20 protein-coding genes and 1 other RNA gene are annotated in these 23,254 nt (G+C 74.2%); 16 read left to right on the top strand and 5 right to left on the bottom strand.

The genetic code is table 11. The features are described 5' to 3' along the window. The coding region (locus AB0D45_RS20925; protein WP_362461157.1) for an FHA domain-containing protein at window positions 1–2,101 on the bottom strand (2,101 nt) is incomplete at its 3' end. 447 nt (window positions 2,102–2,548) lie between these two features. Here AB0D45_RS20925 and AB0D45_RS20930 point away from each other — a divergent pair. Then, window positions 2,549–4,312, top strand: a complete 1,764-nt coding sequence (locus AB0D45_RS20930) for a serine/threonine-protein kinase (RefSeq protein ID WP_362461160.1) — start codon at window positions 2,549–2,551, stop codon at window positions 4,310–4,312. Window positions 4,313–4,471: 159 nt separating this feature from the next. Continuing rightward, complete coding sequence (locus tag AB0D45_RS20935) at window positions 4,472–5,728, top strand: serine/threonine-protein kinase (protein WP_362461163.1); 1,257 nt, start codon at window positions 4,472–4,474, stop codon at window positions 5,726–5,728. A gap of 45 nt (window positions 5,729–5,773) precedes the next feature. Here AB0D45_RS20935 and AB0D45_RS20940 read toward each other — a convergent pair whose 3' ends face one another. Beyond that, entirely contained in the window at window positions 5,774–6,817 is a 1,044-nt protein-coding gene (locus AB0D45_RS20940; RefSeq protein ID WP_362461166.1) for a 2-oxoglutarate and iron-dependent oxygenase domain-containing protein, read from the bottom strand. Window positions 6,818–7,129: 312 nt separating this feature from the next. On the opposite strand from AB0D45_RS20940, the gene prfB reads away from it, so the two are divergent. Next, window positions 7,130–8,239, top strand: coding sequence for a peptide chain release factor 2 (gene prfB / locus AB0D45_RS20945; RefSeq protein WP_361611429.1), 1,110 nt, complete (start codon window positions 7,130–7,132; stop codon window positions 8,237–8,239). A gap of 131 nt (window positions 8,240–8,370) precedes the next feature. Here the strand turns inward: prfB and AB0D45_RS20950 are convergent, their stop codons facing one another. Beyond that, the gene (locus AB0D45_RS20950; RefSeq protein WP_361607818.1) at window positions 8,371–8,559 is read right to left on the bottom strand and encodes a hypothetical protein; all 189 of its coding nucleotides are present in this window, start codon (window positions 8,557–8,559) and stop codon (window positions 8,371–8,373) included. Between the two features lie 227 nt (window positions 8,560–8,786). On the opposite strand from AB0D45_RS20950, the gene ftsE reads away from it, so the two are divergent. The 5 genes from ftsE to ssrA all read left to right on the top strand — a co-directional run bounded on the left by ftsE (window position 8,787) and on the right by ssrA (window position 12,757). Continuing rightward, entirely contained in the window at window positions 8,787–9,476 is a 690-nt protein-coding gene (ftsE, locus tag AB0D45_RS20955; RefSeq protein ID WP_361607815.1) for a cell division ATP-binding protein FtsE, read from the top strand. Window positions 9,477–9,493: 17 nt separating this feature from the next. Beyond that, window positions 9,494–10,477 carry a permease-like cell division protein FtsX gene (gene ftsX, locus AB0D45_RS20960; RefSeq protein WP_361607812.1) on the top strand — a complete coding sequence of 328 codons (984 nt, stop codon included), beginning with the start codon at window positions 9,494–9,496 and terminating at the stop codon, window positions 10,475–10,477. A 67-nt stretch (window positions 10,478–10,544) separates the two neighbouring features. Further along, the gene (locus tag AB0D45_RS20965) at window positions 10,545–11,762 is read left to right on the top strand and encodes a S41 family peptidase (protein ID WP_362461171.1); all 1,218 of its coding nucleotides are present in this window, start codon (window positions 10,545–10,547) and stop codon (window positions 11,760–11,762) included. Between the two features lie 18 nt (window positions 11,763–11,780). Then, window positions 11,781–12,266 (top strand): SsrA-binding protein SmpB, encoded by a 486-nt coding sequence (smpB, locus tag AB0D45_RS20970; protein WP_361607806.1) that lies wholly within the window; start codon window positions 11,781–11,783, stop codon window positions 12,264–12,266. Window positions 12,267–12,368: 102 nt separating this feature from the next. Then, window positions 12,369–12,757, top strand: a transfer-messenger RNA (tmRNA) gene (gene ssrA, locus AB0D45_RS20975). Between the two features lie 72 nt (window positions 12,758–12,829). Here ssrA and AB0D45_RS20980 read toward each other — a convergent pair. Further along, a complete protein-coding gene (locus tag AB0D45_RS20980; RefSeq protein WP_362461174.1) occupies window positions 12,830–14,263 on the bottom strand; it encodes an SH3 domain-containing protein in 1,434 nt (477 codons plus the stop codon). Between the two features lie 93 nt (window positions 14,264–14,356). Continuing rightward, window positions 14,357–15,643, bottom strand: coding sequence for an MFS transporter (locus tag AB0D45_RS20985; RefSeq protein ID WP_362461177.1), 1,287 nt, complete (start codon window positions 15,641–15,643; stop codon window positions 14,357–14,359). An 84-nt stretch (window positions 15,644–15,727) separates the two neighbouring features. On the opposite strand from AB0D45_RS20985, the gene AB0D45_RS20990 reads away from it, so the two are divergent. The 8 genes from AB0D45_RS20990 (at window position 15,728) to AB0D45_RS21025 (ending at window position 22,640) form a co-directional block, all read left to right on the top strand. Further along, a complete protein-coding gene (locus tag AB0D45_RS20990) occupies window positions 15,728–16,696 on the top strand; it encodes a LysR family transcriptional regulator (protein ID WP_362461180.1) in 969 nt (322 codons plus the stop codon). A 97-nt stretch (window positions 16,697–16,793) separates the two neighbouring features. Then, window positions 16,794–18,167, top strand: coding sequence for a nitrate/nitrite transporter (locus tag AB0D45_RS20995; protein WP_361607794.1), 1,374 nt, complete (start codon window positions 16,794–16,796; stop codon window positions 18,165–18,167). A 230-nt stretch (window positions 18,168–18,397) separates the two neighbouring features. Further along, window positions 18,398–19,549 carry a uroporphyrinogen-III synthase gene (locus AB0D45_RS21000; RefSeq protein WP_361607791.1) on the top strand — a complete coding sequence of 384 codons (1,152 nt, stop codon included), beginning with the start codon at window positions 18,398–18,400 and terminating at the stop codon, window positions 19,547–19,549. 9 nt (window positions 19,550–19,558) lie between these two features. Next, on the top strand, window positions 19,559–20,107 hold the full coding sequence (locus AB0D45_RS21005; RefSeq protein ID WP_361607788.1) for a GNAT family protein: 549 nt from the start codon (window positions 19,559–19,561) through the stop codon (window positions 20,105–20,107). A gap of 95 nt (window positions 20,108–20,202) precedes the next feature. Beyond that, complete coding sequence (locus AB0D45_RS21010) at window positions 20,203–20,799, top strand: ABATE domain-containing protein (RefSeq protein ID WP_362461184.1); 597 nt, start codon at window positions 20,203–20,205, stop codon at window positions 20,797–20,799. 578 nt (window positions 20,800–21,377) lie between these two features. Then, window positions 21,378–21,746 carry a hypothetical protein gene (locus tag AB0D45_RS21015; RefSeq protein ID WP_362461187.1) on the top strand — a complete coding sequence of 123 codons (369 nt, stop codon included), beginning with the start codon at window positions 21,378–21,380 and terminating at the stop codon, window positions 21,744–21,746. Continuing rightward, complete coding sequence (locus tag AB0D45_RS21020) at window positions 21,743–22,066, top strand: hypothetical protein (protein WP_362461190.1); 324 nt, start codon at window positions 21,743–21,745, stop codon at window positions 22,064–22,066. Before AB0D45_RS21015 ends, AB0D45_RS21020 begins: the two co-directional genes overlap by 4 nt. A 46-nt stretch (window positions 22,067–22,112) precedes the next feature. Beyond that, a complete protein-coding gene (locus AB0D45_RS21025) occupies window positions 22,113–22,640 on the top strand; it encodes a GNAT family N-acetyltransferase (protein WP_362461193.1) in 528 nt (175 codons plus the stop codon). Window positions 22,641–23,254 lie beyond the last annotated feature (614 nt).

Raw genomic sequence — 23,254 nt, forward strand, 5'->3', positions numbered from 1 at the left:
GGGCGAACCGCTCCGCCCAGGCCGCCGAGACGCCGTCGGCGACGGCCGTACGGCCCGCCGCGACCGGCCGGCCGCCGCTCACCGCGAAGCTCCGTACGGCCGTCGCCACGTCACCGCTGAGCAGCGCGACGCGGCCGCAGGAGCGGAACGCCGGGGTGGCCGCGCAGGCCGTCTCGTACGTCGCCGCCACCGGGGAGGCGGGGGTGGCCGCCGGGGCCTCCGCGAGCACCAGCAGGTGGATCCCGGCCGCGGCCCCGTGCGAGGCCAGCCGTCCGGTCAGGTCGCGCAGCGCCGCCGTGCCCGGGTCGCCGTCCAGGACCACGAGCGTGCGCGGCCCCTCGTACGCGGCGGCCGCCTGCCGCAGCGCCGCCGGGTCCGCGGTGCCCCAGCCGGGGCCCAGGGGGCTGTCGTCCAGGCGCCGGGTCAGCTCCCCGGTGCGGGCCGCCGCCTGGTCGCGGTCGTACGCCAGCAGCAGCCGGCAGTCCTGGCCGTGCGCCGGGCGTACGTGGGGCAGCCAGCCGAGCCAGCCCCAGTCCCGGCGGCGCTCCGCCACCGGGCGGGCGCGGTCGGCCGCCAGCAGGACGACCTCCAGCCGGGCCGGCGCGTGCAGCGCCACGAGCTGGGCGACCACCGACCGGGCCACTCCCGTGAGCCGCGCGCGGGGTCCGGCGACGCCGAGCGAGCCGCACTCGGGCAGCGTGACCCGGCTGCCCGCGCCGAGCCCCGCCTCCAGGAACCGGGGGTGTCCGGCCCCGCGCGACCACAGCCGCTCCGTCGGCCCGAGCGCCGCCAGGAGCAGCGCCGCCGGGTCGTCCTCGTCCGGCGCGGCGGCCGCCACCGCCTCCGGCTCCGCCAGCTGCTCCGGGGCGTCCTCCTCACCGCGCACCCACTTGCGGGCCCAGGCCCCGAGGCCGCCGCGCCGGCGTCTTGCCGCGCCGGGGACGCCGTCGGGGTGGGCGGTGGCGGTGCCGCTGCCGCTGCTGCTGCCGGGGATGCCGGGGCGGGGGGTGCCGGGGCGCAGGCCCAGGGCGGGATCGGGTCTCCGGGCGGAGCCGGGGCCGTCTGCGCCGGCTCCCGCGTCACCGCCGGAGCCGGCCGGGCGACCACCCACCCGGCCCGCACCCCCGCCGACCGACTCTGTACCGCCGGTAGCGCCGACGCCGCCGGGCGCACCGGCGTGACCGCCCGTAGCGCCGGAGCCCCCGGCGTGGCCGCCCGTACCGCCGGGTGCACCGGCGTGGCCGCCCGTGCCGCGGGAGCCCCCGGCGTGGCCGCCCGTAGCGCCGGGCGCACCGGCCTGGGCGCCCGTGCCGCCGGGTGCACCGGCGTGGCTGCCCGTGCCGCGGGAGCCCCCGGCGTGTCCGCCCGTACCGCCGGAGGCCCCCGCGTGGGCGCCCGGGCCGACGCCGGAGGCGCCCTGGCCGGCCGCTTCCTCGCCGGAGGCGCCCGGCAGGCAGAGGTGGCCCTCCAGGTCGGGGGCCACCGCCAGCGGCGGCTCGCCGCCCCCGGGGGCCAGTCGCAGCGTGGACTCGCCGATCCGCAGCAGCGCGCCGGGGGCCAGCGGGACCGCCGCGGCCCCCACCTCGGCGCCGTCCAGCGCCGTGCCGTTCGTCGAGCCGAGGTCGGCCACCGTCACCCGGCCGTCCGGCAGCACCGTCACCGCGCAGTGCAGCCGCGACACGTCGGGGTCGTCCAGCGGTACGTCGGCGTCCGCCGAGCGCCCGATGCGCACAGCCCCGGGGTGCAGCAGGTGCACCCCGCCGGCGTCGGGACCGGCCACCACGTGCAGCTGCGGGGTGCCGGGGCCGTCCCCGGCCGGGACGGCGGCGGCGTCCGGTCCCGGCGTGTGCAGGGCCAGTACCGCCCCGTCCACCAGCGGCGGCTCGCCGAGGACGGCGCGCTGGGGGTCGAGCCGGCGCGAACCGGCGTACAGCACCACCGTGCCTCCGGTGTCGGGCCCGCCCGCGGCCGCCGCGAGTCCGGAGGCCACCGCGGCCAGCGCGGTGCCGGCGGGCGCGGTGACGAGCACGTCACAGCCGGAGGGCGCGGTGGCGGTCTGGTGGCCGCTGCGCGACCCGAGGACGGTCAGCCGGATCTGCATCGCCGTCAGCGGTCCCTTCTGCGCGGAGCGCAGTGCGCGGTGCGTGCGTGCGCCCGGCAGGGAAACGGCGGGACCTGCCCCACCCGATCGACCCCCGCCCGGCACGGACGCCTCGTCCGTTCAGGTCTGCCGGAAGGCAGGGCTCCCGTCCCGGCCGTTCCGTACGGGTGCATCCTCGCACCTGTCGCCCGCAACACGCCCGGCGCCCGACTACAAATGATCTTGGATTTCGGTGGCGCACTTCACCCGCCGTGCGGCCGGGGCCACCCCGGCGCGGGAAATCCGGGGGAAATGCGCCCCCGGCATACCCCGCAAAACTCACCCTTCGCACATATGTGCGGCAACCAACCTTCGCCGACCCGCGTCTTCCACCGGGACACCCCCTAGAGTTGGGCCGGAAACCCACTCGGCGGAATCAGCCGGAAACGACAGCAGGGAGCGCGAGACGTGCGGCCAGTCGGCAGCAAGTACCTGCTCGAGGAGCCGCTCGGCCGCGGCGCCACGGGCACCGTCTGGCGTGCCCGCCAGCGGGAGACCGCCGGCGCGGAGGCCGCCGTCGCCGGCCAGCCCGGCGAGACCGTGGCCATCAAGGTCCTCAAGGAGGAGCTGGCCCAGGACGCGGACATCGTCATGCGCTTCCTGCGCGAGCGGTCGGTCCTGCTGCGCCTGACGCACCCCAACATCGTGCGCACCCGCGACCTCGTCGTCGAGGGCGACCTGCTGGCCCTGGTCATGGACCTCGTCGACGGCCCGGACCTGCACAAGTACATCCGCCAGAACGGCCCCTTCAGCGCCGTCGCCGCGAGCCTGCTGACCGCCCAGATCGCGGACGCGCTCGCCGCCAGCCACGCCGACGGCGTGGTCCACCGCGACCTGAAGCCCGCCAACGTGCTGCTCGACGAGAGCCACGGCCAGATGAAGCCGATGCTCACCGACTTCGGCATCGCGCGCCTGGCCGACTCCCCGGGCCTGACCCGCACCCACGAGTTCGTCGGCACCCCCGCCTACGTGGCACCCGAGTCCGCCGAGGGCCGTCCGCAGACCTCCGCCGTCGACATCTACGGCGCCGGCATCCTCCTCTACGAGCTGGTCACCGGCCGGCCGCCCTTCGCCGGCGGCACCGCGCTCGAAGTGCTCCACCGCCACCTCAGCGAGGAGCCGCAGCGGCCCCCGGCCGTGCCCGAGGCGCTGTGGATCGTCATCGAGCACTGCCTGCGCAAGGAGCCGGACGAGCGGCCCAGCGCCGAGAGCCTCGCGCGCGGCCTGCGCGTGGTGGCCGCCGGCATCCGCGTGCACTCCTCGCCCGACGAGGTCGAGGCCGCCCTGGGCGTCGCCGCCCTGCTCGCGCCCGACCCCTCGCCGGCCCCGGTCCCGGCCGCCCCCGGCGCCACCGGCAACGCCGACCCGACGCAGGTGCTGCCCGGCCGCGCCGGCGCCGCGCCGGCGGACGCGTACGACCCGAACGCCATGACGAGCGTGCTCCCGCCGGTCGGCGGGGCCGACGCCACCACCGTGCTGCCGGCCACCGGCGCACCGGGTGCGCCGGACCCGACCTCCGTCATGCCCCCGGTGCAGCAGCCCGACGCCGCGCACCCGTGGCAGTCGCAGATGCGGGCCGCGCGCGACCGCAACGAGCAGACGCAGATGCACTACCTCGACCCGGCCGAGGACCCGCTGCGCCGGCGCCCGCAGCGCCAGGCGCCGCCCGTGCCGCCGCATCCGCAGCAGCCGCCCCGCCAGCACCGCCAGGGCCCGCCGCAGCAGCAGTACCAGCAGCAGCCGTACCCGCAGCAGCAGTACCAGCCGCAGCCTCCGCCGCAGCAGTACGCGCAGCAGCCGCCGCAGCACTACCAGCCCCAGCCGTACCAGCAGCCGCAGCCGCCCCAGCAGCCGCAGTACCGCCAGCCGCAGCCGCCGCCCCAGCAGCAGCCGCAGCCGCGCCGGCAGCCCCCGCGCGAGCCCCGCCCGCCGCGCGAGCCGCGCCGCCGCAGCGCCAACCCGATCCGCATCCCGGGCCTCGGCTGCCTCAAGGGCTGCCTGGTCCTCGTCCTGATGCTCTTCGTCGGCGGCTGGCTCTTCTGGGAGCTCGCGCTCCAGGAGTGGGTGGGCACCGGCAGGGGCTGGTGGGACCAGGTGTGGAGCTGGGGCACCGACGTCGTCGACTTCATCGGGTCCATCGGCGACGCGACGGGCGGCAGCGGGACCTCTTGAGGACCCGCCGGGCCGCCCCGTAGCGCCGACTTCGTGGATTTGTCGACATCCGGGACGTGATTTCGCCCGCAGAAGTGAAGGTCGCCGCGATCCGGCGGCCTCAACCCCCATTCGGCCGCGTAGCTTTGGTCCGTTACGCCAGCCGCTGAGGGAGCAGTCGTGGCACGGAAGATCGGCAGCCGGTACACCGCGCACCAGATCCTGGGGCGCGGCAGCGCGGGCACGGTGTGGCTCGGCGAAGGCCCGGACGGGCCCGTCGCCGTCAAACTGCTGCGCGAGGACCTCGCCTCCGACCAGGAACTGGTCGGCCGCTTCGTCCAGGAGCGCAGCGCGCTCCTGGGACTGGAGCACCCGCACGTGGTCTCCGTACGCGACCTGGTCGTCGACGGCAACGACCTCGCCCTCGTCATGGACCTCGTACGCGGAACGGACCTGCGCACGCGCCTCGACCGCGAGCGGCGGCTCGCCCCCGAGGCGGCCGTGGCCATCGTCGCGGACGTCGCGGACGCGCTGGCCGCCGCCCACGCGGCGGGCGTCGTCCACCGGGACGTCAAGCCGGAGAACGTCCTGCTCGACATGCAGGGACCCCTCGGCCCCGGCGGTGCGCACCCCGCGCTGCTGACCGACTTCGGCGTGGCCAAGCTCATCGACTCGCCGCGCCGGGCCACGGGGGGCCGCAGCGCCGCCCCCACCACCCGGATCATCGGGACGCCCGACTACCTGGCCCCGGAGATAGTCGAGGGCCTGCCGCCGAGGGCGGCCGTCGACATATACGCCCTGGCCACGGTGCTGTACGAGCTGCTGGCCGGCTTCACCCCCTTCGGCGGCGGCCACCCGGGCGCGGTGCTGCGCCGGCACGTCACGGAGACCGTGGTCCCGCTGCCGGGCATCCCCGACGAGCTGTGGCAGCTCATGGTCCAGTGCCTGGCCAAGGCCCCCGCCTCGCGGCTGCGCGCCTCGGAGCTGTCGGTCCGGCTGCGGGACCTGCTGCCGCTGCTCGCCGGGATGCCGCCGCTGGACGTGGACGAGCCGGACGACGCCGACCCGGAGCCCGAGCCCGCCCAGGAGCCCGACGCGGCCGCCGACCCGGTGCGCAGGCGGGGCGTCGTCCCCCTGGTGCCCGGCTCCGCCACCGACTCCAACCGGGACACCCACACCTCGATGCGGGTGCCGGGCCCCGAGGAGCTGGCCGGCGGGGCGCTGGGCACCGCCCGCGTCCCGCGCCCGGCCGGCGGGCACCGCCCCGGCTCCGCCCGGCACCGCGCCGAGGCCGCCCGCAAGCGGCGCCTGCTGCTCTCCGCGTCGGCGCTGGCGCTGGCCACCGCGGTCGGCGTGGGCAGCTGGCTGGCCGCCTCCGAGGACGACCCCGCCCCCCGCCCGCCGGGCACCGGGCACTCCGCCCCGTCCCGGCCGTAGCCCCGGCGCGGCTACGGCCGGATCCGGACCCGCCCGCGGGGGCGGCTACGCCGAGACCAGCTCCGGGTGCCAGCGCCGGGCCACGGCCGGGTGCGCCCGTACCCACCCCTTCAGCTCGTTGCGCCCGTACTCGGCGTGCAGCGGGTTCGACGCGTCGTGCGCCACCCCCGGCGCCGACCGCAGGTAGTCCCCGGGGACGGTCTCCACCACCGCGTCCAGCCGCGGGTTGTAGAAGAACGGCACCGAGAACCGCTCCACCGACCCCGGCGGGCTCACCACCCGGTGGTCGGTGGCCCGCAGGTACCCCTCGGTGGCGATCTCCAGCAGCTCGCCCAGGTTGACGACGAATGCCCCCGGCCGCGGCTCGATGTCGACGTAGCCGCCGTCCCGGACGACCTGGAGCCCGCCCACCGAGTCCTGCAGGAGCAGCGTCAGGAAGCCGTAGTCCTTGTGCGCGCCGACGCCCTGGTCGGCGCCCGACGGGGCGGACCCGGGGTAGCGGATCAGCTTCGTGTGCAGGTGGGGGCGGTCCGCGAAGGCCGCGTCGAAGAAGTCCGAGGGGGCGCCGATCGAGGCCAGCAGCTCCTGGAGCAGCCGGTGCGCCACCCCCGCCAGGCGCTCCTGCCAGCCCAGGACCGCCTCCCGCAGCTCCGGCAGCGCCGCCGGCCACTGGTTGGGCCCCTCCAGCCACAGGTACGCCGGGTCCTGCGGCCCCAGCACCGGCGCCGGCCGCTCCGCGCCGACGTCCAGCTGGTCGCGCCAGTCGGAGGCCCCGCCGGTCAGCTCGTGCCCGATGCGGGTGTAGCCCCGGAAGTGCGGGGAGTTCAGATTGCTCACCGCCAGCCGGTCGGCCTCGGGGAGCGCGAAGAAGGCCCTGGTCAGCTCCAGGATCCGGGTGGTCTCCGCCTCGGTTATGCCGTGCCCGGTCAGGTACAGGAAGCCGGTGTCCCGGGCCGCCGCGTGCAGCTGCTTCAGGAAGTCGGCCCGGTCGGCGGGGTCGTCCGCCCGCGACAGGTCGATCACGGCGAGGGCGGGCGCGGACGGGGCGGCGGTGGAGGAGGCGGAAGAAGAGGGGTGCGCGGACGGCATGACGGCTCCGTTTCGGATGTCACAGGGTCCTGTGCCCCGGAGATGGCGGGGCAGGCGGGTGTGGCGCGCCGCGGCAGGGATGGCGCCGGGGCGGTGGCCGCGTACAGGACCGAAGTCGGATCGGGGTGGATCAGGCTTGTGCGGGGTCCGGCGGCAGACAGCTCGTCGTGGTCACACGCATGTGGTCCACATGGCGTCGCTTCACGAGGGGAACGGTCATACGAGGAGCGTACGCCCGTCCCCTCGCTCCTCTGTACGGCCCGATCCGGCCTGACCGGACAGCGCCGCCCGAGGACCGGCTAGGCTTGACCCGTGGCAGTCGTCGATGTTTCCGAAGAGCTGAAGTCCCTCTCCTCGACCATGGGGTCGATCGAGGCCGTCCTGGACCTCGACAAGCTGAGGGCAGAAATCGCCGTGCTCGAGGAGCAGGCCGCCGCGCCGTCCCTCTGGGACGACCCGGAAGCCGCCCAGAAGATCACGAGCAAGCTTTCGCACCTCCAGGCGGAGGTCCGCAAGACCGAGACCCTGCGCGGCCGTATCGACGACCTCGCGGTCCTCTTCGACCTCGCGCAGGAGATGGACGACGCGGAAACCCTGGCCGAGGCCGAGGTCGAGCTGATCGCCGTCCGCAAGGCGCTGGACGAGATGGAGGTCCGGACCCTGCTCTCCGGCGAGTACGCCGAGCGCGAGGCCCTGGTCAACATCCGCGCCGAGGCCGGCGGCGTCGACGCCTCCGACTTCGCCGAGCGCCTCCAGCGCATGTACCTGCGCTGGGCGGAGCGCCACGGCTACCCGACGGAGATCTACGAGACCTCGTACGCGGAAGAGGCCGGCATCAAGTCGACCACCTTCGTCGTCAAGGCCCCGTACGCCTACGGCACCCTCTCCGTCGAGCAGGGCACGCACCGCCTCGTGCGCATCTCCCCCTTCGACAACCAGGGCCGGCGCCAGACCTCCTTCGCGGGCGTCGAGGTGCTGCCGGTCGTCGAGTCCAGCGACCACGTCGAGATCGACGAGGGCGAGCTGCGCATCGACGTGTACCGCGCTTCCGGCCCCGGCGGCCAGGGCGTCAACACGACCGACTCGGCGGTGCGCATCACGCACCTGCCGACCGGCATCGTGGTCTCCTGCCAGAACGAGCGCTCGCAGATCCAGAACAAGGCCAGCGCGATGAACGTCCTCCAGGCCAAGCTGCTGGAGCGGCGCCGCCAGGAGGAGCAGGCCAGGATGGACGCCCTCAAGGACGGCGGCAGCTCCTGGGGCAACCAGATGCGGTCCTACGTCCTGCACCCGTACCAGATGGTCAAGGACCTGCGGACGGAGTTCGAGGTGGGCAACCCGCAGGCGGTCCTCGACGGCGAGATCGACGGCTTCCTGGAGGCCGGGATCCGCTGGCGCAAGCAGCAGGAGCAGAGCGCGTAGCACTGCCTGCCCCGACAGCACGGAAGGGCCCGGACACCAGCTGGTGTCCGGGCCCTTCCGCATGACGTGTGATCCGCTGATCCGTGATCGCCGTGATTGCCGTGATCGCCTTGATCGGGACGCGACGCGGCCTACGCGGTCCGTGCCACCAGCGCCAGCGCGGCCACCAGCACCACCAGAAGCGCGATGAGCGCTGCCGGGTTCAGCCCGGCGAAGGGGCCCTCCTGCTGGAGGCGCTCCCGGTTCGCCCGGCACACCGGACAGCGGCCCTGGCTGACGGGTGCGGCGCAGTTCGCGCACACGAGCCGGTCATATGTCATGCGCTCCTCCTCTCGTCCCCTCGTCATGCCCAACGGCCCGGGGACGGAGTCCGTTCCCCCTACCACTGTGCCAGCTCCTGCGGCATTCGGCGCGGCCCGTCCGTGCAATCACGGTCCGGCTCCCCCCGCACGCTGGATAAAACGGGCAACTCCGGTTGCCGGGTCCCCACCCACCGTCCGGTCGCGTATGGTCACGCACACCTACTCCCGGCGACCGTGGTGCACCCGTGATCCGATTCGACAACGTCTCCAAGTCCTACCCGAAGCAGAACCGGCCCGCACTCAGAGATGTCTCCCTCGACATCGCCAAGGGCGAGTTCGTCTTCCTGGTCGGCTCCTCCGGCTCCGGCAAGTCCACCTTCCTGCGGCTGGTCCTGCGTGAGGAACGGGCGACCCACGGCCAGGTGCACGTCCTGGGCAAAGACCTCGCGAAGCTCTCCAACTGGAAGGTCCCGCACATGCGGCGCCAGCTGGGGACCGTCTTCCAGGACTTCCGCCTCCTGCCCAACAAGACGGTCGCCGAGAACGTCGCCTTCGCCCAGGAGGTCATCGGCAAGCCGCGCGGCGAGATCCGCAAGGCCGTCCCGCAGGTCCTGGACCTGGTGGGACTGGGCGGCAAGGAGGGCCGGATGCCGGGCGAGCTGTCCGGCGGCGAGCAGCAGCGCGTGGCCATCGCCCGCGCCTTCGTCAACCGCCCCGCCCTGCTGATCGCCGACGAGCCGACGGGCAACCTCGACCCGCAGACCTCCGTCGGCATCATGAAGCTCCTGGACCGGATCAACCGGACCGGCACCACCGTCATCATGGCGACGCACGACCAGCAGATCGTGGACCAGATGCGCAAGCGCGTCATCGAACTAGAACAGGGCCGGCTCGTGCGCGACCAGTCGCGCGGCGTCTACGGCTACCAGCACTGAAAGGCCCCTGAGACGTCATGCGCGCCCAGTTCGTCATGTCGGAGATCGGCGTCGGCCTCCGCCGCAATCTCACCATGACCTTCGCGGTCATCATCTCCGTGGCCCTCTCCCTGGCCCTGTTCGGCGGTTCCCTCCTCATGCGCGACCAGGTGAGCGCCATGAAGGGCTACTGGTACGACAAGGTCAACGTCACCGTCTACCTCTGCACCAAGAACGACGCCCTCGACGCCGCCGGCGGCGCCGCCCCGGGCGCGGCCGCCGGGGCGCCGAACACCGCCGCCGCGGCCGGCAGCGGCCGCCCCTGCTCCAAGGGGGCGGTCACCCCCGAGCAGAAACAGGGCATCGAGACCGAGCTCAAGAAGATGGACCTCGTCCAGAACGTCATGTACGAGTCCTCGGACGAGGCCTACAAGCACTACAAGGAGCGCTTCGGCCACACCGCCCTGGCCTCCGTCGTCACCCCCGACCAGATGCCCGACTCCTTCCGGGTCAAGCTGAAGAACCCGGAGAAGTACGAGGTCATCACCTCCGCCTTCGCCGGGCGCGACGGCGTCCAGTCGGTCGCCGACCAGAGCACCGAGCTGGACAACCTCTTCGCCCTCCTCGGCACCCTCAACTGGGCGGCCCTCGGCATCATGCTCGTCATGCTGATCGTGGCGCTGCTGCTGATCGTCAACACGGTGCGCGTCTCGGCGTTCAGCCGTCGGCGGGAGACCGGCATCATGCGGCTGGTGGGCGCCTCCGGCTTCTACATCCAGGTTCCGTTCATCATGGAGGCGGCCGTGGCCGGCCTCATCGGCGCCGTCTTCGCCTGCGTGATGCTCGGCACGGGGCAGTACTTCGTGATCGACCACGGCATCGCGCTCCGCGAAAAGCTCCAGCTGATCAACTTCATCGGCTGGGACGCCGTTCTCACCAAGCTGCCGCTGGTGCTGGTCATCGGCCTGCTGATGCCCTCGCTGGCCGCCTTCGTCGCACTGCGCAAGTACCTGAAGGTATGACGAGCGCCTCCTGAGGTATGCCGCCAACGCGGCCTGCCGCAGCGGGGCTTGTCCTAGACTCGGCGGCATGCCGGGTCTGCCCGTCCCCTGTCTCCGGCCCCGCGACCGGCGTCGCGGGGCCGCCCTGACGCTGGTCTTCCTCGTGTCCGTCGCCGCCGCCGGGGCCACGGGGTGCTCGGGCCCCGGCGAGGGGGACGACACGCCCGCGGCCGCCGCCCTCGCGGCCACCGCCGGCCCGGACCCCGCTCCCGGCACGGAGTCCGGCACCGGGCCGGGCACCGGGTCCGGCACCGCCGACCGGGAGGCCGTCGCCCGCGCCGCCGCCGAGGCCGTCGCCGAGGGCAAGTCGGGCAAGAAGGCCGCCGAGGAAGTGGTCAGCCGCAGCGGCGACCGCTGGGGCACCGTCTACGACCGGGGCGAATACGCCGAGTTCGCCGAGGCCCTCGACGGCCGCTGGACCGGCGTCGGGCTGTGGGTGGGCCGCCGCCGCGACGGCCGCATCGAGGTGGACCGCGTCCAGCCCGACAGCCCCGCCGACCGGGCCGGCCTGCGCGCCGGGGACCGGCTGCTGAGCGTGGACGGGCGGAGCGTGACGGGCCTGGCCGTGCCCGACGCGGTGGCGCTGCTGCGCGGGGAGGCCGGCACTCCGGTGGTGCTCGGCCTCAGCCGGGACGGAGCCGGCCTCACCGTGACCGTCCGGCGCGCGCAGCTGCGTACCGAGCCGGTCACCGTACGCCGCCTCGCGGGCGGCATCACCGTGATCAAGGTGGCCTCCTTCACCCGGGGTTCGGGGGAGCGGGTCAGGGCGGCCGTCCGCGAGGCCCCGCCCGGCGGCGGGGTGATGCTGGACCTGCGCGGCAACCCGGGCGGGCTGGTGGCCGAGGCGGTGACCGCGGCCTCCGCGTTCCTGGACGGCGGCCTCGTGGCGACGTACGACGTACGGGGCTCCGAGCACGCCCTGTACGCCGCCCCGGGCGGGGACACCGCCCGGCCCCTGGTGGCCCTGGTGGACGGCGGCACGATGAGCGCGGCCGAGCTGGTGACGGGCGCCCTCCAGGACCGCGGCCGCGCGGTGACGGTGGGCACCCGCACCTTCGGCAAGGCCTCGGTGCAGATGCCGACCGAGCTGCCGGGCGGCGCGGTGGCGGAGCTGACGGTGGGCACGTACCGCACTCCGGCGGGCCGCAGCCTCGACGGCGGCGGGATCACCCCGGACCTGGCGGCCGGTGACGGGGCGGAGGAGCGGGCGCGCAGGGTATTGGGTGGCCTCGGGGTGGGTCCGTAGTGCGAAAATGACCGCACTATGGCTAAGGAAAAAGGGCGCAAGCTGATCGCCCAGAACAAGAAGGCGCGGCACGACTACGCGATCATCGACACCTACGAGTGCGGGATCGTGCTGACCGGCACCGAGGTCAAGTCCCTGCGCCAGGGGCGGGCCTCGCTGGTGGACGGCTTCGTGTCGGTGGAGGGCCGCGAGGTCTGGATGTACAACGTGCACGTGCCGGAGTACAGCCAGGGCACCTGGACCAACCACAGCGCCCGCCGCAAGCGCAAGCTCCTCCTGCACCGGGAGGAGATCGACAAGCTGGCGCGGAAGGCGGACGAGTCGGGGCACACGGTGGTGCCGCTGTCCCTGTACTTCAAGGACGGCCGCGCGAAGGTGGAGATCGCGCTGGCGCGGGGCAAGAAGGAGTACGACAAGCGGCAGACCCTGCGGGAGAAGCAGGACACGCGCGAGACGCAGCGGGCGATCTCGGCGGTCCGCCGCAAGCAGCGGGGTACGGTCTAATCTCCTGGCACGCGGTGGTCGACTTCGCGTACCATGGCGTCAGCACCACCCCCTCGGGGGCGGCGCTGCCTGAGCAGGACCCAACTCAATAGCGGTTTACATGGGGATGATCGGTTTCGACAGCGGCTGTCGATGCAGGGGAAGCGAGCCGAGGAAGCGGCAATGATCTCGCTAACCACATGTCGCAAAAAATAATCGCCAACTCCAAGAGCGATAACTCCCGCTTCACCCTCGCTGCCTAATAACAGTGAGCTGAAGCCTCTGTGAGGAGCGTCAGCCCGGAAGTGGTCCCGGTCCGGATCCTGGCGTCAACTAGGGATCTAAACCTCTAGCCCCGGTCACGGGGGTTGGAGGGAAACCAAACAGTGACTGAGCCCGTCGGAGACTCGTCCGTGTGATCTCCGGGGCCGAGAAAAGCGCAGCGGACTGCGCTCGGAGAAGCCCTGCTTCTGCACCGTTGGACGCGGGTTCGATTCCCGCCATCTCCACTCATCCCATGTGGGCGAAGGCCCCGCAGCCTCCAGGCTGCGGGGCCTTCGTCATGTCTGCGGGCGGTGGGACCGTCAGCAGTACGGGATCTTGTTGAGGTTCAGCGCGTAGCGGGCGGGGATCCAGCCGCGGCCGTCGGCGAGCTTGTACCAGACCGCGTTGTCGCCGACGGTTTCGCCGTTGACCTTGCACTGGAGCTGGACCACCGCGCCGGCCGGCAGCGTGCCGGTCTTCTGGTGGCCAGTGCCCGGGCCGGAGCGGATGCCGAGGCCCTTGACGGAGCCGACGACGCGGGCCTTCGGGCCGTGGCCGCCCTGGTCGCCCTTGCCGTGGTGGTCGTCCTTGCCGTGGTGGCCCGGCTTGCCGTGGTGGTCGTCCTTGCCGTGGTGGTCCGGCTTGCCGTGGTGGTCGTCCTTGCCGTGGTGGCCCGGCTTGCCGTGGTGGCCGCCGCACTTCTTGCAGGTGCCGGGCTTGCCGGTGTCGCCCTTGGGGCCCTGGGGACCGGCCGGGCCCTGCGGACCCTGGGGTCCCTGCGGTCCCTGGGGTCCGGGCGGGCCGCCCGCCGGGCCGGTGTCGCCCTGCGGGCCCTGCGGTCCCTGCGGGCCGGGCTGGCCCTGGGGGCCGGCGGGGCCGCGGTCGCCCTGGGGACCCTGGGGGCCCTGGGGGCCCGGGCCGCCGGTGTCACCGGGGTTGCCCTGGGGTCCGCGTTCGCCGGTGTCGCCGCGGTCGCCCTTCGGGCCGCGGTCGCCCTGGGGGCCCTGCGGGCCCTGCGGTCCCGGCGGGCCGCCGGCCGGACCGGTGTCACCGCGGGGGCCCTGGGGTCCGCGCTCGCCGGTGTCGCCGCGGTCACCCTTCGGACCGCGCTCGCCGGTGTCGCCCTTGTCGCCCTTGTCACCCTTCTCGCCCTTCGGCCCCGGGCGGCCCGGCTTGCCGTGGTGGCCGGGCCGTCCGTCGTGGCCGTCATGGCCGTCGTAGCCGGGCCGTCCGTCGTGCCCGGGGCGGCCGTCGTCGCCCTTCGGGCCCCGCACCGCGGTGGCGACGGCGAAGAGGGCGGGCGCGTCGGTGCCGTTGCCCCACTCGCCGCCGTCCAGCGTCGTGCCCTCCGGGGCCTTCGGGTCCACCCGCAGGGTCACCGCCAGCCGCGTCTGCGTGTTCGCCGGGAAGGCGAAGCCCGCACGGGTGGCGGCGTTGCAGGTCAGCAGGCGCGCGTCGGTCGAGCGGGTGCACGAGCCGCCCGCCCGCTGGCCGTTCCAGTAGAAGCGGGCCTCCGGGAAGGTGGTCCGTTCCGGGGCGGTGATCCGGAAGGTGCTGCTGTGCGCCGGGGCCTGGCCGTTCAGGGCCGCGATGACGACGCGGCCCGTCTGGCCCGGGGCGATGGAGGGGACGTACGGCTGGGAGAACCGGATGTGTGACGCGTCGTCGGCCAGGGCCGGTACGGCCGGCACCAGAAAGGACGCGGTGGCGGCCGCGACGACGAGGGCCGAGGAAACGGAGCGTGAAGCAGGCAAGGGGAGTTCCTCCGCGAAGGGAAGGGCGCTGGGGAAAGCACCCCCAGTTATGCGCGATCACGCCCCGGGAGGGGTGCGTACCACGCGGACGCGTCACTCGCCCGCCGGAACAATACGGATAAATCGGGTCGTTGCGCCGGAGAGGGCCAGGGCGAGCAGGGCGGCGGCGGCCGGAAGGGCGTAGGCCGCCGTGGAGCCCAGGCGGTCGACGGCCAGCCCCGCCGTGGCCGAGCCCGCCGCGATGCCCGCGAGGATCGCGGTGACGGCGAGGCTCATGCCCTCGTTGAGGCGCCCGCGCGGGGTGGCCCGCTGGACCAGCGCCATGGCGGTCACCATCACCGGCGCGGTGGCCATGCCGGCCAGCAGCAGGGCCAGGGCCAGCAGCGGGAGCGAGCCGGTGGCGGCCGCCGCCCAGGGCAGGGCCATCGCCGCGGCCAGCGCGACCAGGCAGGTCCCGAGGCTCCGCGGGCGGCGGGTGCCGTAGAGCAGGCCGGCGGCGCAGGAGCCCGCCGCCTGCAGGGCCAGGACCGGGCCGGAGGCGCCGCCGAGGCCCAGGGCGGCGAGGTGGGCGATGGAGGCGACCTCCATCGAGCCGAACACCGCCCCGGTGGCGAGGAACAGGCCGAGCAGCGGGAGCAGCGCGCGCAGCGGCGACGGCCCGTGGGCGGCGGCCGGCGCCCCGGTGGCGGGGGGCTCGGTGGCCCGGTGCGCGGTGAACACCAGCATGCCCGCGAGCAGCAGGACCGCCCCGGTCAGGGTGCCCGCCTCCGGGAAGGCGGCGGTGCACAGCAAGGCGGCGAGGACCGGGCCGAGCATGTAGCACAGTTCGTCGGCGGCCTGTTCGAAGGACATCGCGGTGTGGTGCTCGGCCGGCGGCAGCAGGCGGGTCCAGCGGGCCCGGGACATGCCGCCGATGTTGGGGGTCGTCGCGGTGGCCGCGTACGAGGCGAAGAGGGTCCAGGCGGGGGCCTGCGTACGGACGCACAGGATCAGGGAGAGCGAGCCGAGGACGGCGATCACGGTGGCGGGCAGGGCGATCCGGGCCTGGCCGTACCGGTCGACCAGCCGGGCCGTCCAGGGCGCGACGAGGGCGGTGGCGGCCAGCCCGGTGGCGGTGACCGCGCCGGCGAGGGCGTACGAGCCGCGCTGTCCGGCGATCATCATGACCGCGCTGACCCCGAACATGCCCATGGGGAGCCGGGCCAGCAGGTTCCCGGCGGTGAAGCCGCGCGTCCCGGGGAGGGCGAAGAGGCGGGCGTACGGGCCCGGGGCGCGGGTCCGGACGCGGGTGCGGGCGGGGGCGGCGGAGGCGGAGGCCAGGACCAGGGTGCTGCCGGTCACGGACATCAGCGGGGTCGTCGGGCGGGTCGCTCGGAACATGCGACGAGCTTGCGGGCCGGGGCCCGCGACGGTCCAACACCTGTTCCGGGGCCATTGACGCCCTCCTGTTGTTAATCTCCGGGGATGACCGCCCGTGACGTCGACCCCCGGCTGCTGCGCGGCTTCCTCGCGGTGGCCGAGGAGCTGCACTTCTCCCGCGCCGCCGCCCGCCTCTACGTCGCCCAGCAGGCCCTCAGCCGGGACGTGCGCCGCCTCGAACAGGCCCTCGGCACACCGCTGTTCCTGCGCACCACCCGCGCCGTCGAGCTGACCGCCGACGGGGAGCGGCTGCTGCCCCACGCCCGCGACGTCCTGCGCGCCCACGAGGAACTCGCCGCCGCCTTCGCCGGACCGCCCCGCGCGCTGCTCGTCGACACGAACACCGACGGCCCCAGCACGGGCCGGCAGGTGCTGGAACGGGCCCGCGAACTCGCCCCCGGCTGCGAGCTGATGGCCCGCTTCGAGAGCGGGCTCACCCATGCCGCCGCCGAGATCGCCGCCGGGCGCCTCGACGTCTCCTTCGGGTACGCGGCCGGCCTCGCCCCCGCGCTGCGCGCCCGGCTCGCCCACCGCCCGGTGCGCTACGAGCCCCTCGCCGTGCTGCTGCCCGAGGACCATGCGCTGGCCGCGCGGGAGACCGTACCGCTGGCCGCGCTGGCCGGGGAGCACGTGTACGCCGGCGCCGGGAACCCGCGGACCCTGGAGTGGACCGGGCTGGCCCGCGAGCTGTTCGCCGGGCGGGGCATCGCGCTCGCGCCGCCCGCCCCGGTGGCGGTGGGCAAGGAGGAGTTCCACCGGGTCATGGCCAAGACCCGCAACCCGGTCCTCGCGACCGTCGGCTTCCTGGAGATGCCCGGCTGCGTCAAGCGGCCGCTCGTGGACCCCGTACCGCTGTCCCCGCTGTCGATGGTGTGGCGCAAGGACCTGAGCCACCCCGGCCTGGACGCCCTCGACCGGGCGGCCGGCGAACTGCAGAACGCCGGCGGCTGGCTGGACGTGCCCGCGGGCAGCTGGCTCCCGGCAGCGCTCACACCGGGTGCGGGCGGCGGGTGAGTGCAAGGTTTCGCGCCGGTCATCCGGCGGGGACCGGGGCCGAAACGCGCCGTTCCTAGCCTCCGTTCCACGGACGCGACAGCTGTGGAGGCGTGTGATGACCGGTACGAACGCACCGCGCAGGGGAGGCCGCTGGATCGAGCGGTGGGAGCCCGAGGACGAGACGTTCTGGCGGGAGACGGGGGAGCGGACCGCCCGCCGCAACCTCCTCTACTCCGTCCTCTGCGAGCACATCGGCTTCTCGATCTGGTCGCTGTGGTCCGTGATGGTGCTCTTCATGGGCCCCGAGTACGGGATCGACCCGGCCGGCAAGTTCTTCCTCATCGGCACCGCCACCTTCGTCGGAGCCCTCGTCCGCATCCCCTACACCTTCGCCGTCGCCCGCTTCGGCGGCCGCAACTGGACCGTCGTCAGCGCCCTGCTGCTGCTCGCGCCGACCGTCGCCGCGCTCGTCGTCATGGAGCCCGGCACCTCCTACGCCACCTTCGTGGCCGTGGCCGCCCTCACCGGCGTCGGCGGCGGCAACTTCGCCTCCTCCATGACGAACATCAACGCCTTCTTCCCGCTGCGCAAGAAGGGCTGGGCGCTCGGGATCAACGCGGGCGGCGGCAACATCGGCGTCCCGGTGGTCCAGCTCGTCGCCCTGCTGGTCATCTCCACCGCCGGCGCCGGACACCCCCGGCTGCTGCTCGGGACCTACCTCCCGCTGATCGTCGTCGCCGCCGCGCTGGCCCTCGTACGCATGGACAACCTGGCTCCCGTCCGGGGCGACGGCGGCGCCGTCCGCGAGGCCGCCCGCGACGCCCACACCTGGATCATGGCCTTCCTCTACGTCGGCACCTTCGGCTCCTTCATCGGCTACAGCTTCGCCTTCGGACTGGTGCTCCAGACCCAGTTCGGCCGCACCCCGCTCCAGGCGGCGTCCCTCACGTTCATGGGCCCGCTCCTCGGATCGCTCGTCAGGCCCGTGGGCGGCGCCCTCGCCGACCGGTTCGGCGGGGCCCGCATCACGCTCGCCACCTTCGTGGCGATGGCCGCCGCGACCGGAGTGGTCGTCCTGGCCTCCGTACGGGAGTCCCTGCCGGTGTTCCTCGTCGGCTTCGTGGCGCTGTTCGCGCTCAGCGGCCTCGGCAACGGCTCCACCTACAAGATGATCCCCGGCATCTTCCAGGCCAAGGCCCTCGCCCGGGGCCTCGGCGGCGAGGAGGCCGCCGCGCACGGACGGCGGCTGTCCGGCGCCTCCATGGGCCTGATCGGAGCCGTCGGCGCGCTCGGCGGGCTCGCCATCAACCTGGTGTTCCGCGAGGCCTTCACCACCTCCGGCGCAGGCACGGCCGCCTTCGTCACCTTTCTCGGCTTCTACGCCGTGTGCTGCGCGGTGACCTGGGCGGTATACCTTCGCCGGCCCGCCGCCGCGCAGGCTCCCGCCACCGCCGGGGACGAGGAGAGGGCGCAGCTCACCTCGGTGTGAGCCGTGCCCGCAGAAACGGCCGACCGGCCGGCGCCAGGCGCACCGGCCGGCCGGTCAACCGGGCGGTGCCGGCCGGTCAACCGGCCGGTGCGGGGCCGGTTAACTGGCGCGAAATACGGTGGAACCGAGCCTGACACGACGCCTTGGCAGGCTCGGAGCACCGCCGGGCCCGTGGCAGGCCCGGTGCATCCCCGGCGCAGTACACCCTCAGGGCAAGGCAGGACACCACGATGGACGACGCTACGCACGGACCCCTGGCCGGATTCACCGTCGGAGTCACCGCCGCCCGGCGGGCGGACGAACTGATCGCCCTGCTGCGCCGGCGCGGAGCGGCCGTCATCCACGCCCCCGCCCTGCGGATCGTGCCGCTCGCCGACGACACGGAGCTGATGGCCGCCACCAAGGAACTCGTCGCCGACCCGCCGGACGCGGTCGTCGCCACCACCGCCATCGGCTTCCGCGGCTGGATCGAGGCCGCCGACGGCTGGGGCGTCGGGGAGGCGCTGCTGGAACGGCTGCGCGCCACCGAGCTGCTGGCGCGCGGACCCAAGGTCAAGGGCGCCGTCCGGGCCGCCGGACTGGTGGAGGCCTGGTCCCCGCAGTCCGAATCGCTCGCCGAGGTGCTGGACCGGCTGCTGTCCGGCGGAGTGCGCGGCCGGCGGATCGCGCTCCAGCTGCACGGGGAGCCGCTGCCCGGGTTCGTGGAGGCGCTGCGCGACGGCGGGGCCGACGTGGTACCGGTGCCGGTGTACCGGTGGATGCCGCCCGAGGACCCCGCACCGCTGGACCGGCTGCTCGACGCGGTGGCCGTGGGGACGGTGGACGCCGTCAGCTTCACCTCGGCGCCCGCCGCCGCCTCCCTGCTGTCCCGGGCCGCGGAACGGGGGCTGCGCGAGGCCGTGCTGGAGGCGCTGCGAGGGCCCGTGCTCGCCGCGTGCGTCGGGCCCGTCACCGCGCTGCCGCTCCAGGCCGAGGGGGTGGAGACCGTACAGCCGGAGCGGTTCCGGCTCGGGCCGCTGGTGCAGCTGCTGTGCCGGGAACTCCCGGGCCGGGCGCGGGTCCTGCCCGTCGCCGGGCACCGGCTGGAGGTCCGGGGGCACGCGGTGCTCGTGGACGACCGGCTGCGCCCGGTGCCGCCCGCCGGGATGGCGCTGCTGGAGGCGCTCGCCCGGCGGCCCGGCTGGGTGGTGTCCCGGGCGGACCTGCTGCGGGCGCTGCCGGGGGCGGGGAGCGACGAGCACGCCGTGGAAACGGCGATGGCCCGGCTGCGGGCGGCCCTGGGCGTGCCGCGGCTGATCCAGACGGTGGTCAAGCGCGGGTACCGGCTGTCGGTGGACGCGGGGGCGGGCGAGGGCTGGAGTGCGGGGGGCGGCGTCCGCTAGCGTGCGCGGATGATCGTCAACGGGGTGGAGATGAGGGGCCTGGCGGTCGGGGACGCCGCCGGGCTGGCCGACGTACTGCTGCGCAGCCGGGCCTCCATGGCCCCGTACGAGCCCCTGCGGCCCGAGGCGTACTACACCGAGGCCGGGCAGCGGGCCCGCATCGAGGGCATGCTCGACGAGCGCGACGGGGGCCGGCTGGTCCCGTACGTGCTCGTGGAGACGGCGAGCGGTGCCGTCGTCGGCGCGATGAACCTCGGCGGCATCGCGCGGGGACCCCTGTGCAGCGGCGGCGTCGGCTACTGGGTCGACCCCGCCTGGCACGGCAAGGGGCTGGCCACCGCCGCGCTGGAGGAGCTCTGCCGCACGGCGCGCGACGAGCTCGGGCTGCACCGGATCGAAGCCCAGACGCTGGTCGACAACACCGCCTCCATGCGGGTCCTGGCCAAGGCGGGCTTCACCGAGTACGGACTCGCCCCCGGCTTCCTCCACGTCAACGGCGCCTGGCGCGACCACCGCCTCTTCCAGCGGCTGCTGCACGACGACCCGCCACCTGCGTAACGCCCGCGTACAGCCCCCCGCACAGGGGCTTCCGCTTCGAAGCCGCCGACGGCACTCTGGGGAGGCGACCCACGGCGACCGAGGTGACCGAGGCGGTGACGGGCATGTGGTTCGACTCCGGGCGGGTCTGTCTGGACCTGCTGGCCACGCATGCGTGCGGCGGGGCCGGTTCCGGATCCCGGGAGGGCATCCGCGACGGCGACGAGCTGCGGCTGTGGCTGGTCGGCGCCGGCCTGATCCCCGACCGGACCCCGCTCGCGCGGCTCGGGCCCGACTGGGTGGAGGCCTTCCGCGCGCTGCGCCGCGACGTGGGCACCCTCGTACGGGGCGAACTGGCCGGCACCGGACCGGAGGAGGGCGCCCTGGCCCGGGTCAACGCCGCCGCCGCCGGACCGCCCCCGGGCGTGTGCGCCGTACCGGACCGGGAAGGCCACCTCGTACGGGAACTGTGCGGCGGGGTGGAGTGCGCGGGGATGCTGGCCACGGTGGCCCGGGACGCGGTGGAACTCCTCACCGACCCCGGGGACCTGGCCCTGCTGCGCCCCTGCGAGGGCGACGGCTGCGCCCGCCTCTACCTGGACACCTCCCGCGGCCACCGCCGCCGGTGGTGCTCGAGCGAACAGTGCGGCAACCGCGAACGCGTGGCCCGCCACCGCAGGCGGGTACGGGTGGTGGGGGCGGCGGAGGGGTAGGGGGCGGGGGAGCGGGGTTCCGGCGGGGCGGTCTCAGGAGGGTTCGGGGGTTTCCCGTCAGTCCCATCGTCATTCCGGTTCGGGCCGGTCCCTCAAGGGCGCTCCCTTCGGTCGCGTCGCTTCGCGATTTCGCTGCGCTCAACCCTTGACCGACCGCCCCGCCCCGGAAAGCCGAAAGACTGCCGGGAACCCCCCAAAAGAACGGTCACGGGGCAGGGAGAGGGGAGCGGCTCCCTCAGGGATGAGACGAGGGACCGGGCGCATGGCCCCTTCCCGGATCCGAGGCCATGTCCCGTGCCCAGTGCCGGGGGCCAGCCCAGCGCGCACTGGGTGACGACCAGGAGCGTGGGAAGCACGTGGGCGCGACAGATCGCTACGCGCTCCTCTTGTTCCGGCGACGAGCGGCAGCCGGGGCCTGAGACCTGTACCCCATCCGGGAGCCCCAGGACACAACGATCGCAACTATGATAGTTGGGTAAGACCCTCGCCTACCTGGTGCCCCGTCGCGGAAGCCGCATCGGCCGCCGCCACCCAGGACGCGGCCTGAGCCGGCCAACCAGATCAGGAGCCCCTGCCTCATGACGGCACAGCCCGTGCACTTTGACGGTCCGGGTGACGGCAAGCCCCGGCGAGTCCCGCCGATGCCCGAACGCACCCCCCAAGCCCTGCGCCTTGCCATTCAGGAACATGCCCCGCACCTCCTGCCGGACTTCGAGTCCCACTGGCGGCGCGTGATCGGGGACGCCTTCAACCTCACTCCGGTGCCAGCGTTCATGCGGCTGTGGTGGACCCAGTACGCCATCGCCAGGGATGCGGCCCTGGAGGCCCAACTGCACGACCTCGAGGCCCGGGCCGCGAAATCCGAAGATTCTGAGGAGTCGGCCCGATTCCTGGCCGAGTACAGCCGTCTGCGGCGGGCCGCGGCCGCCGTGGAGCCCGGCCAGTGACGGACGAGCCCCCGGCCCCGCCCTGGCAGATGGACTGGACGTCTGAAGCGCGTGAGGAGTTCGACGGCATGCCCGCCGACGGGAAGCAGCTCGTCATGGCTGCCCGAGCGGAACTGATCACCGCCCCGGACCCCTATTACCGTGGCATCGACACCGACAGCGGCCTGCCGCACTGGATCACCGTTCGGCCCCTGGCCTCCACCAGTCCGGGCGGACCACATATCGCCGACCTCGCGGGTGGACGTGGATGGCTCGTCTTCACCTTCATTCGCCGCCACGCCGATCCTCAGATCACCGTCACCGACGCCTTCTGGGCCTGACCTCACCAACCGGTAGCGGACGATGTGTGATGCCTAGGATTCGGCCGTGAACGACACGACACACGGCATACGGATCCGACCCGGCGGCCTGGCGGATGCGCCGGCCGTGCTCGACATGCTCGACGGTGCGGTGGCCTGGATGAACGCCCGGGGCAACACCGAGCAGTGGGGCACCACGCCGTACTCGCAGAAGCCGGGCGGAGTCGAGCGGGTCGAGCGGTACCTGACCGAGAACACGCCCTACATCGCCGAGTCGGACGGAAAGCCCGTCGGGGCCATGGTGCTGGACTCCGGACCCAGCCCGCAGATGCCGATCCCCCCGGCCGGCGAACCCGAGCGGTACGTCCGCCTGCTCGTCTCCGACCGGCAGAGCGTCGGCCGGGGCATCGGAGCAGCCCTGCTGGCGCACGCCGCCGAGGAGACCCGCCGGGCCGGCCTGCACCTCCTGCGCGTCGACTGCTGGGCGGGCGGCGGGGGCGAACTGGTCGCCTTCTACGAGCGCAACGGCTTCACGCCCACCGACAGCTTCCTGTCCGACGCCTGGCCGGGCCAGGTCCTGGCCCGCAGCGTGTGAGACGAGACTCCGAGTGTGCATATCAGCCCCAGACGGCCGCCGGACGCCAAGCCATGGGCAGCACGTAGCGAACTGGTGCGCCCAACGCTGCCGGATGGGGTCCTGATCAACGTCTGGTGCGGGTATCAGCCCCAGACGGCCGCCGGACGCCAAGCAATCGGGAGCACGTAGCGATCTGACGCGCTCGGGTGCTCCGCAGGGGGCTCTGGTCACCCTTTCGTGCGGGTAGCCGGGCCCCCCGGCCCGGGGCTCGGGATCAGGGCCGCCGGATGCCCGGCAGGCCATGGCCCCTGGCCCCTGACCCCTCGCCTCGTCCTGAGGGACCCGCTCCTGCCTGTCCTCCCTGGTAACCGTTCTTTTGGGGGCTTCCCGGCAGTCTTTCGGCTTTCCGGGGCGGGACGGGCTGTCAAGGGTCGCCGAAGGCGATCACGCAGTGACGCGACGAAGGAGCGCCCTTGACAGGCCGGCCCGACACGGAACGACGATGGGACTGACGGGAAACCCCCAAACCAGCCCTGATACGGCCCAAGGGCACACCGCCCCCACCCCCGTCCCACCCCCGTCCCACCCCGCCCCCGCCCGCCTCCACGGACCGGCGTGCGGACAGGGGGCGG

Origin of the sequence: Streptomyces sp. NPDC048352 (assembly GCF_040651895.1) — a bacterium.
GTDB lineage: Bacteria > Actinomycetota > Actinomycetes > Streptomycetales > Streptomycetaceae > Streptomyces.

Coding starts and splice junctions, on each gene's coding strand:
- AB0D45_RS20940 (WP_362461166.1), bottom strand. CDS start 6,817: ATGCCGTCCGCGCACCCCTCTTCTTCCGCCTCCTCCACCGCCGCCCCG.
- AB0D45_RS20950 (WP_361607818.1), bottom strand. CDS start 8,559: ATGACATATGACCGGCTCGTGTGCGCGAACTGCGCCGCACCCGTCAGC.
- ftsX (WP_361607812.1), top strand. CDS start 9,494: ATGCGCGCCCAGTTCGTCATGTCGGAGATCGGCGTCGGCCTCCGCCGC.
- AB0D45_RS20965 (WP_362461171.1), top strand. CDS start 10,545: ATGCCGGGTCTGCCCGTCCCCTGTCTCCGGCCCCGCGACCGGCGTCGC.
- smpB (WP_361607806.1), top strand. CDS start 11,781: ATGGCTAAGGAAAAAGGGCGCAAGCTGATCGCCCAGAACAAGAAGGCG.
- AB0D45_RS20985 (WP_362461177.1), bottom strand. CDS start 15,643: ATGTTCCGAGCGACCCGCCCGACGACCCCGCTGATGTCCGTGACCGGC.
- AB0D45_RS20990 (WP_362461180.1), top strand. CDS start 15,728: ATGACCGCCCGTGACGTCGACCCCCGGCTGCTGCGCGGCTTCCTCGCG.
- AB0D45_RS20995 (WP_361607794.1), top strand. CDS start 16,794: ATGACCGGTACGAACGCACCGCGCAGGGGAGGCCGCTGGATCGAGCGG.
- AB0D45_RS21000 (WP_361607791.1), top strand. CDS start 18,398: ATGGACGACGCTACGCACGGACCCCTGGCCGGATTCACCGTCGGAGTC.
- AB0D45_RS21005 (WP_361607788.1), top strand. CDS start 19,559: ATGATCGTCAACGGGGTGGAGATGAGGGGCCTGGCGGTCGGGGACGCC.
- AB0D45_RS21015 (WP_362461187.1), top strand. CDS start 21,378: ATGACGGCACAGCCCGTGCACTTTGACGGTCCGGGTGACGGCAAGCCC.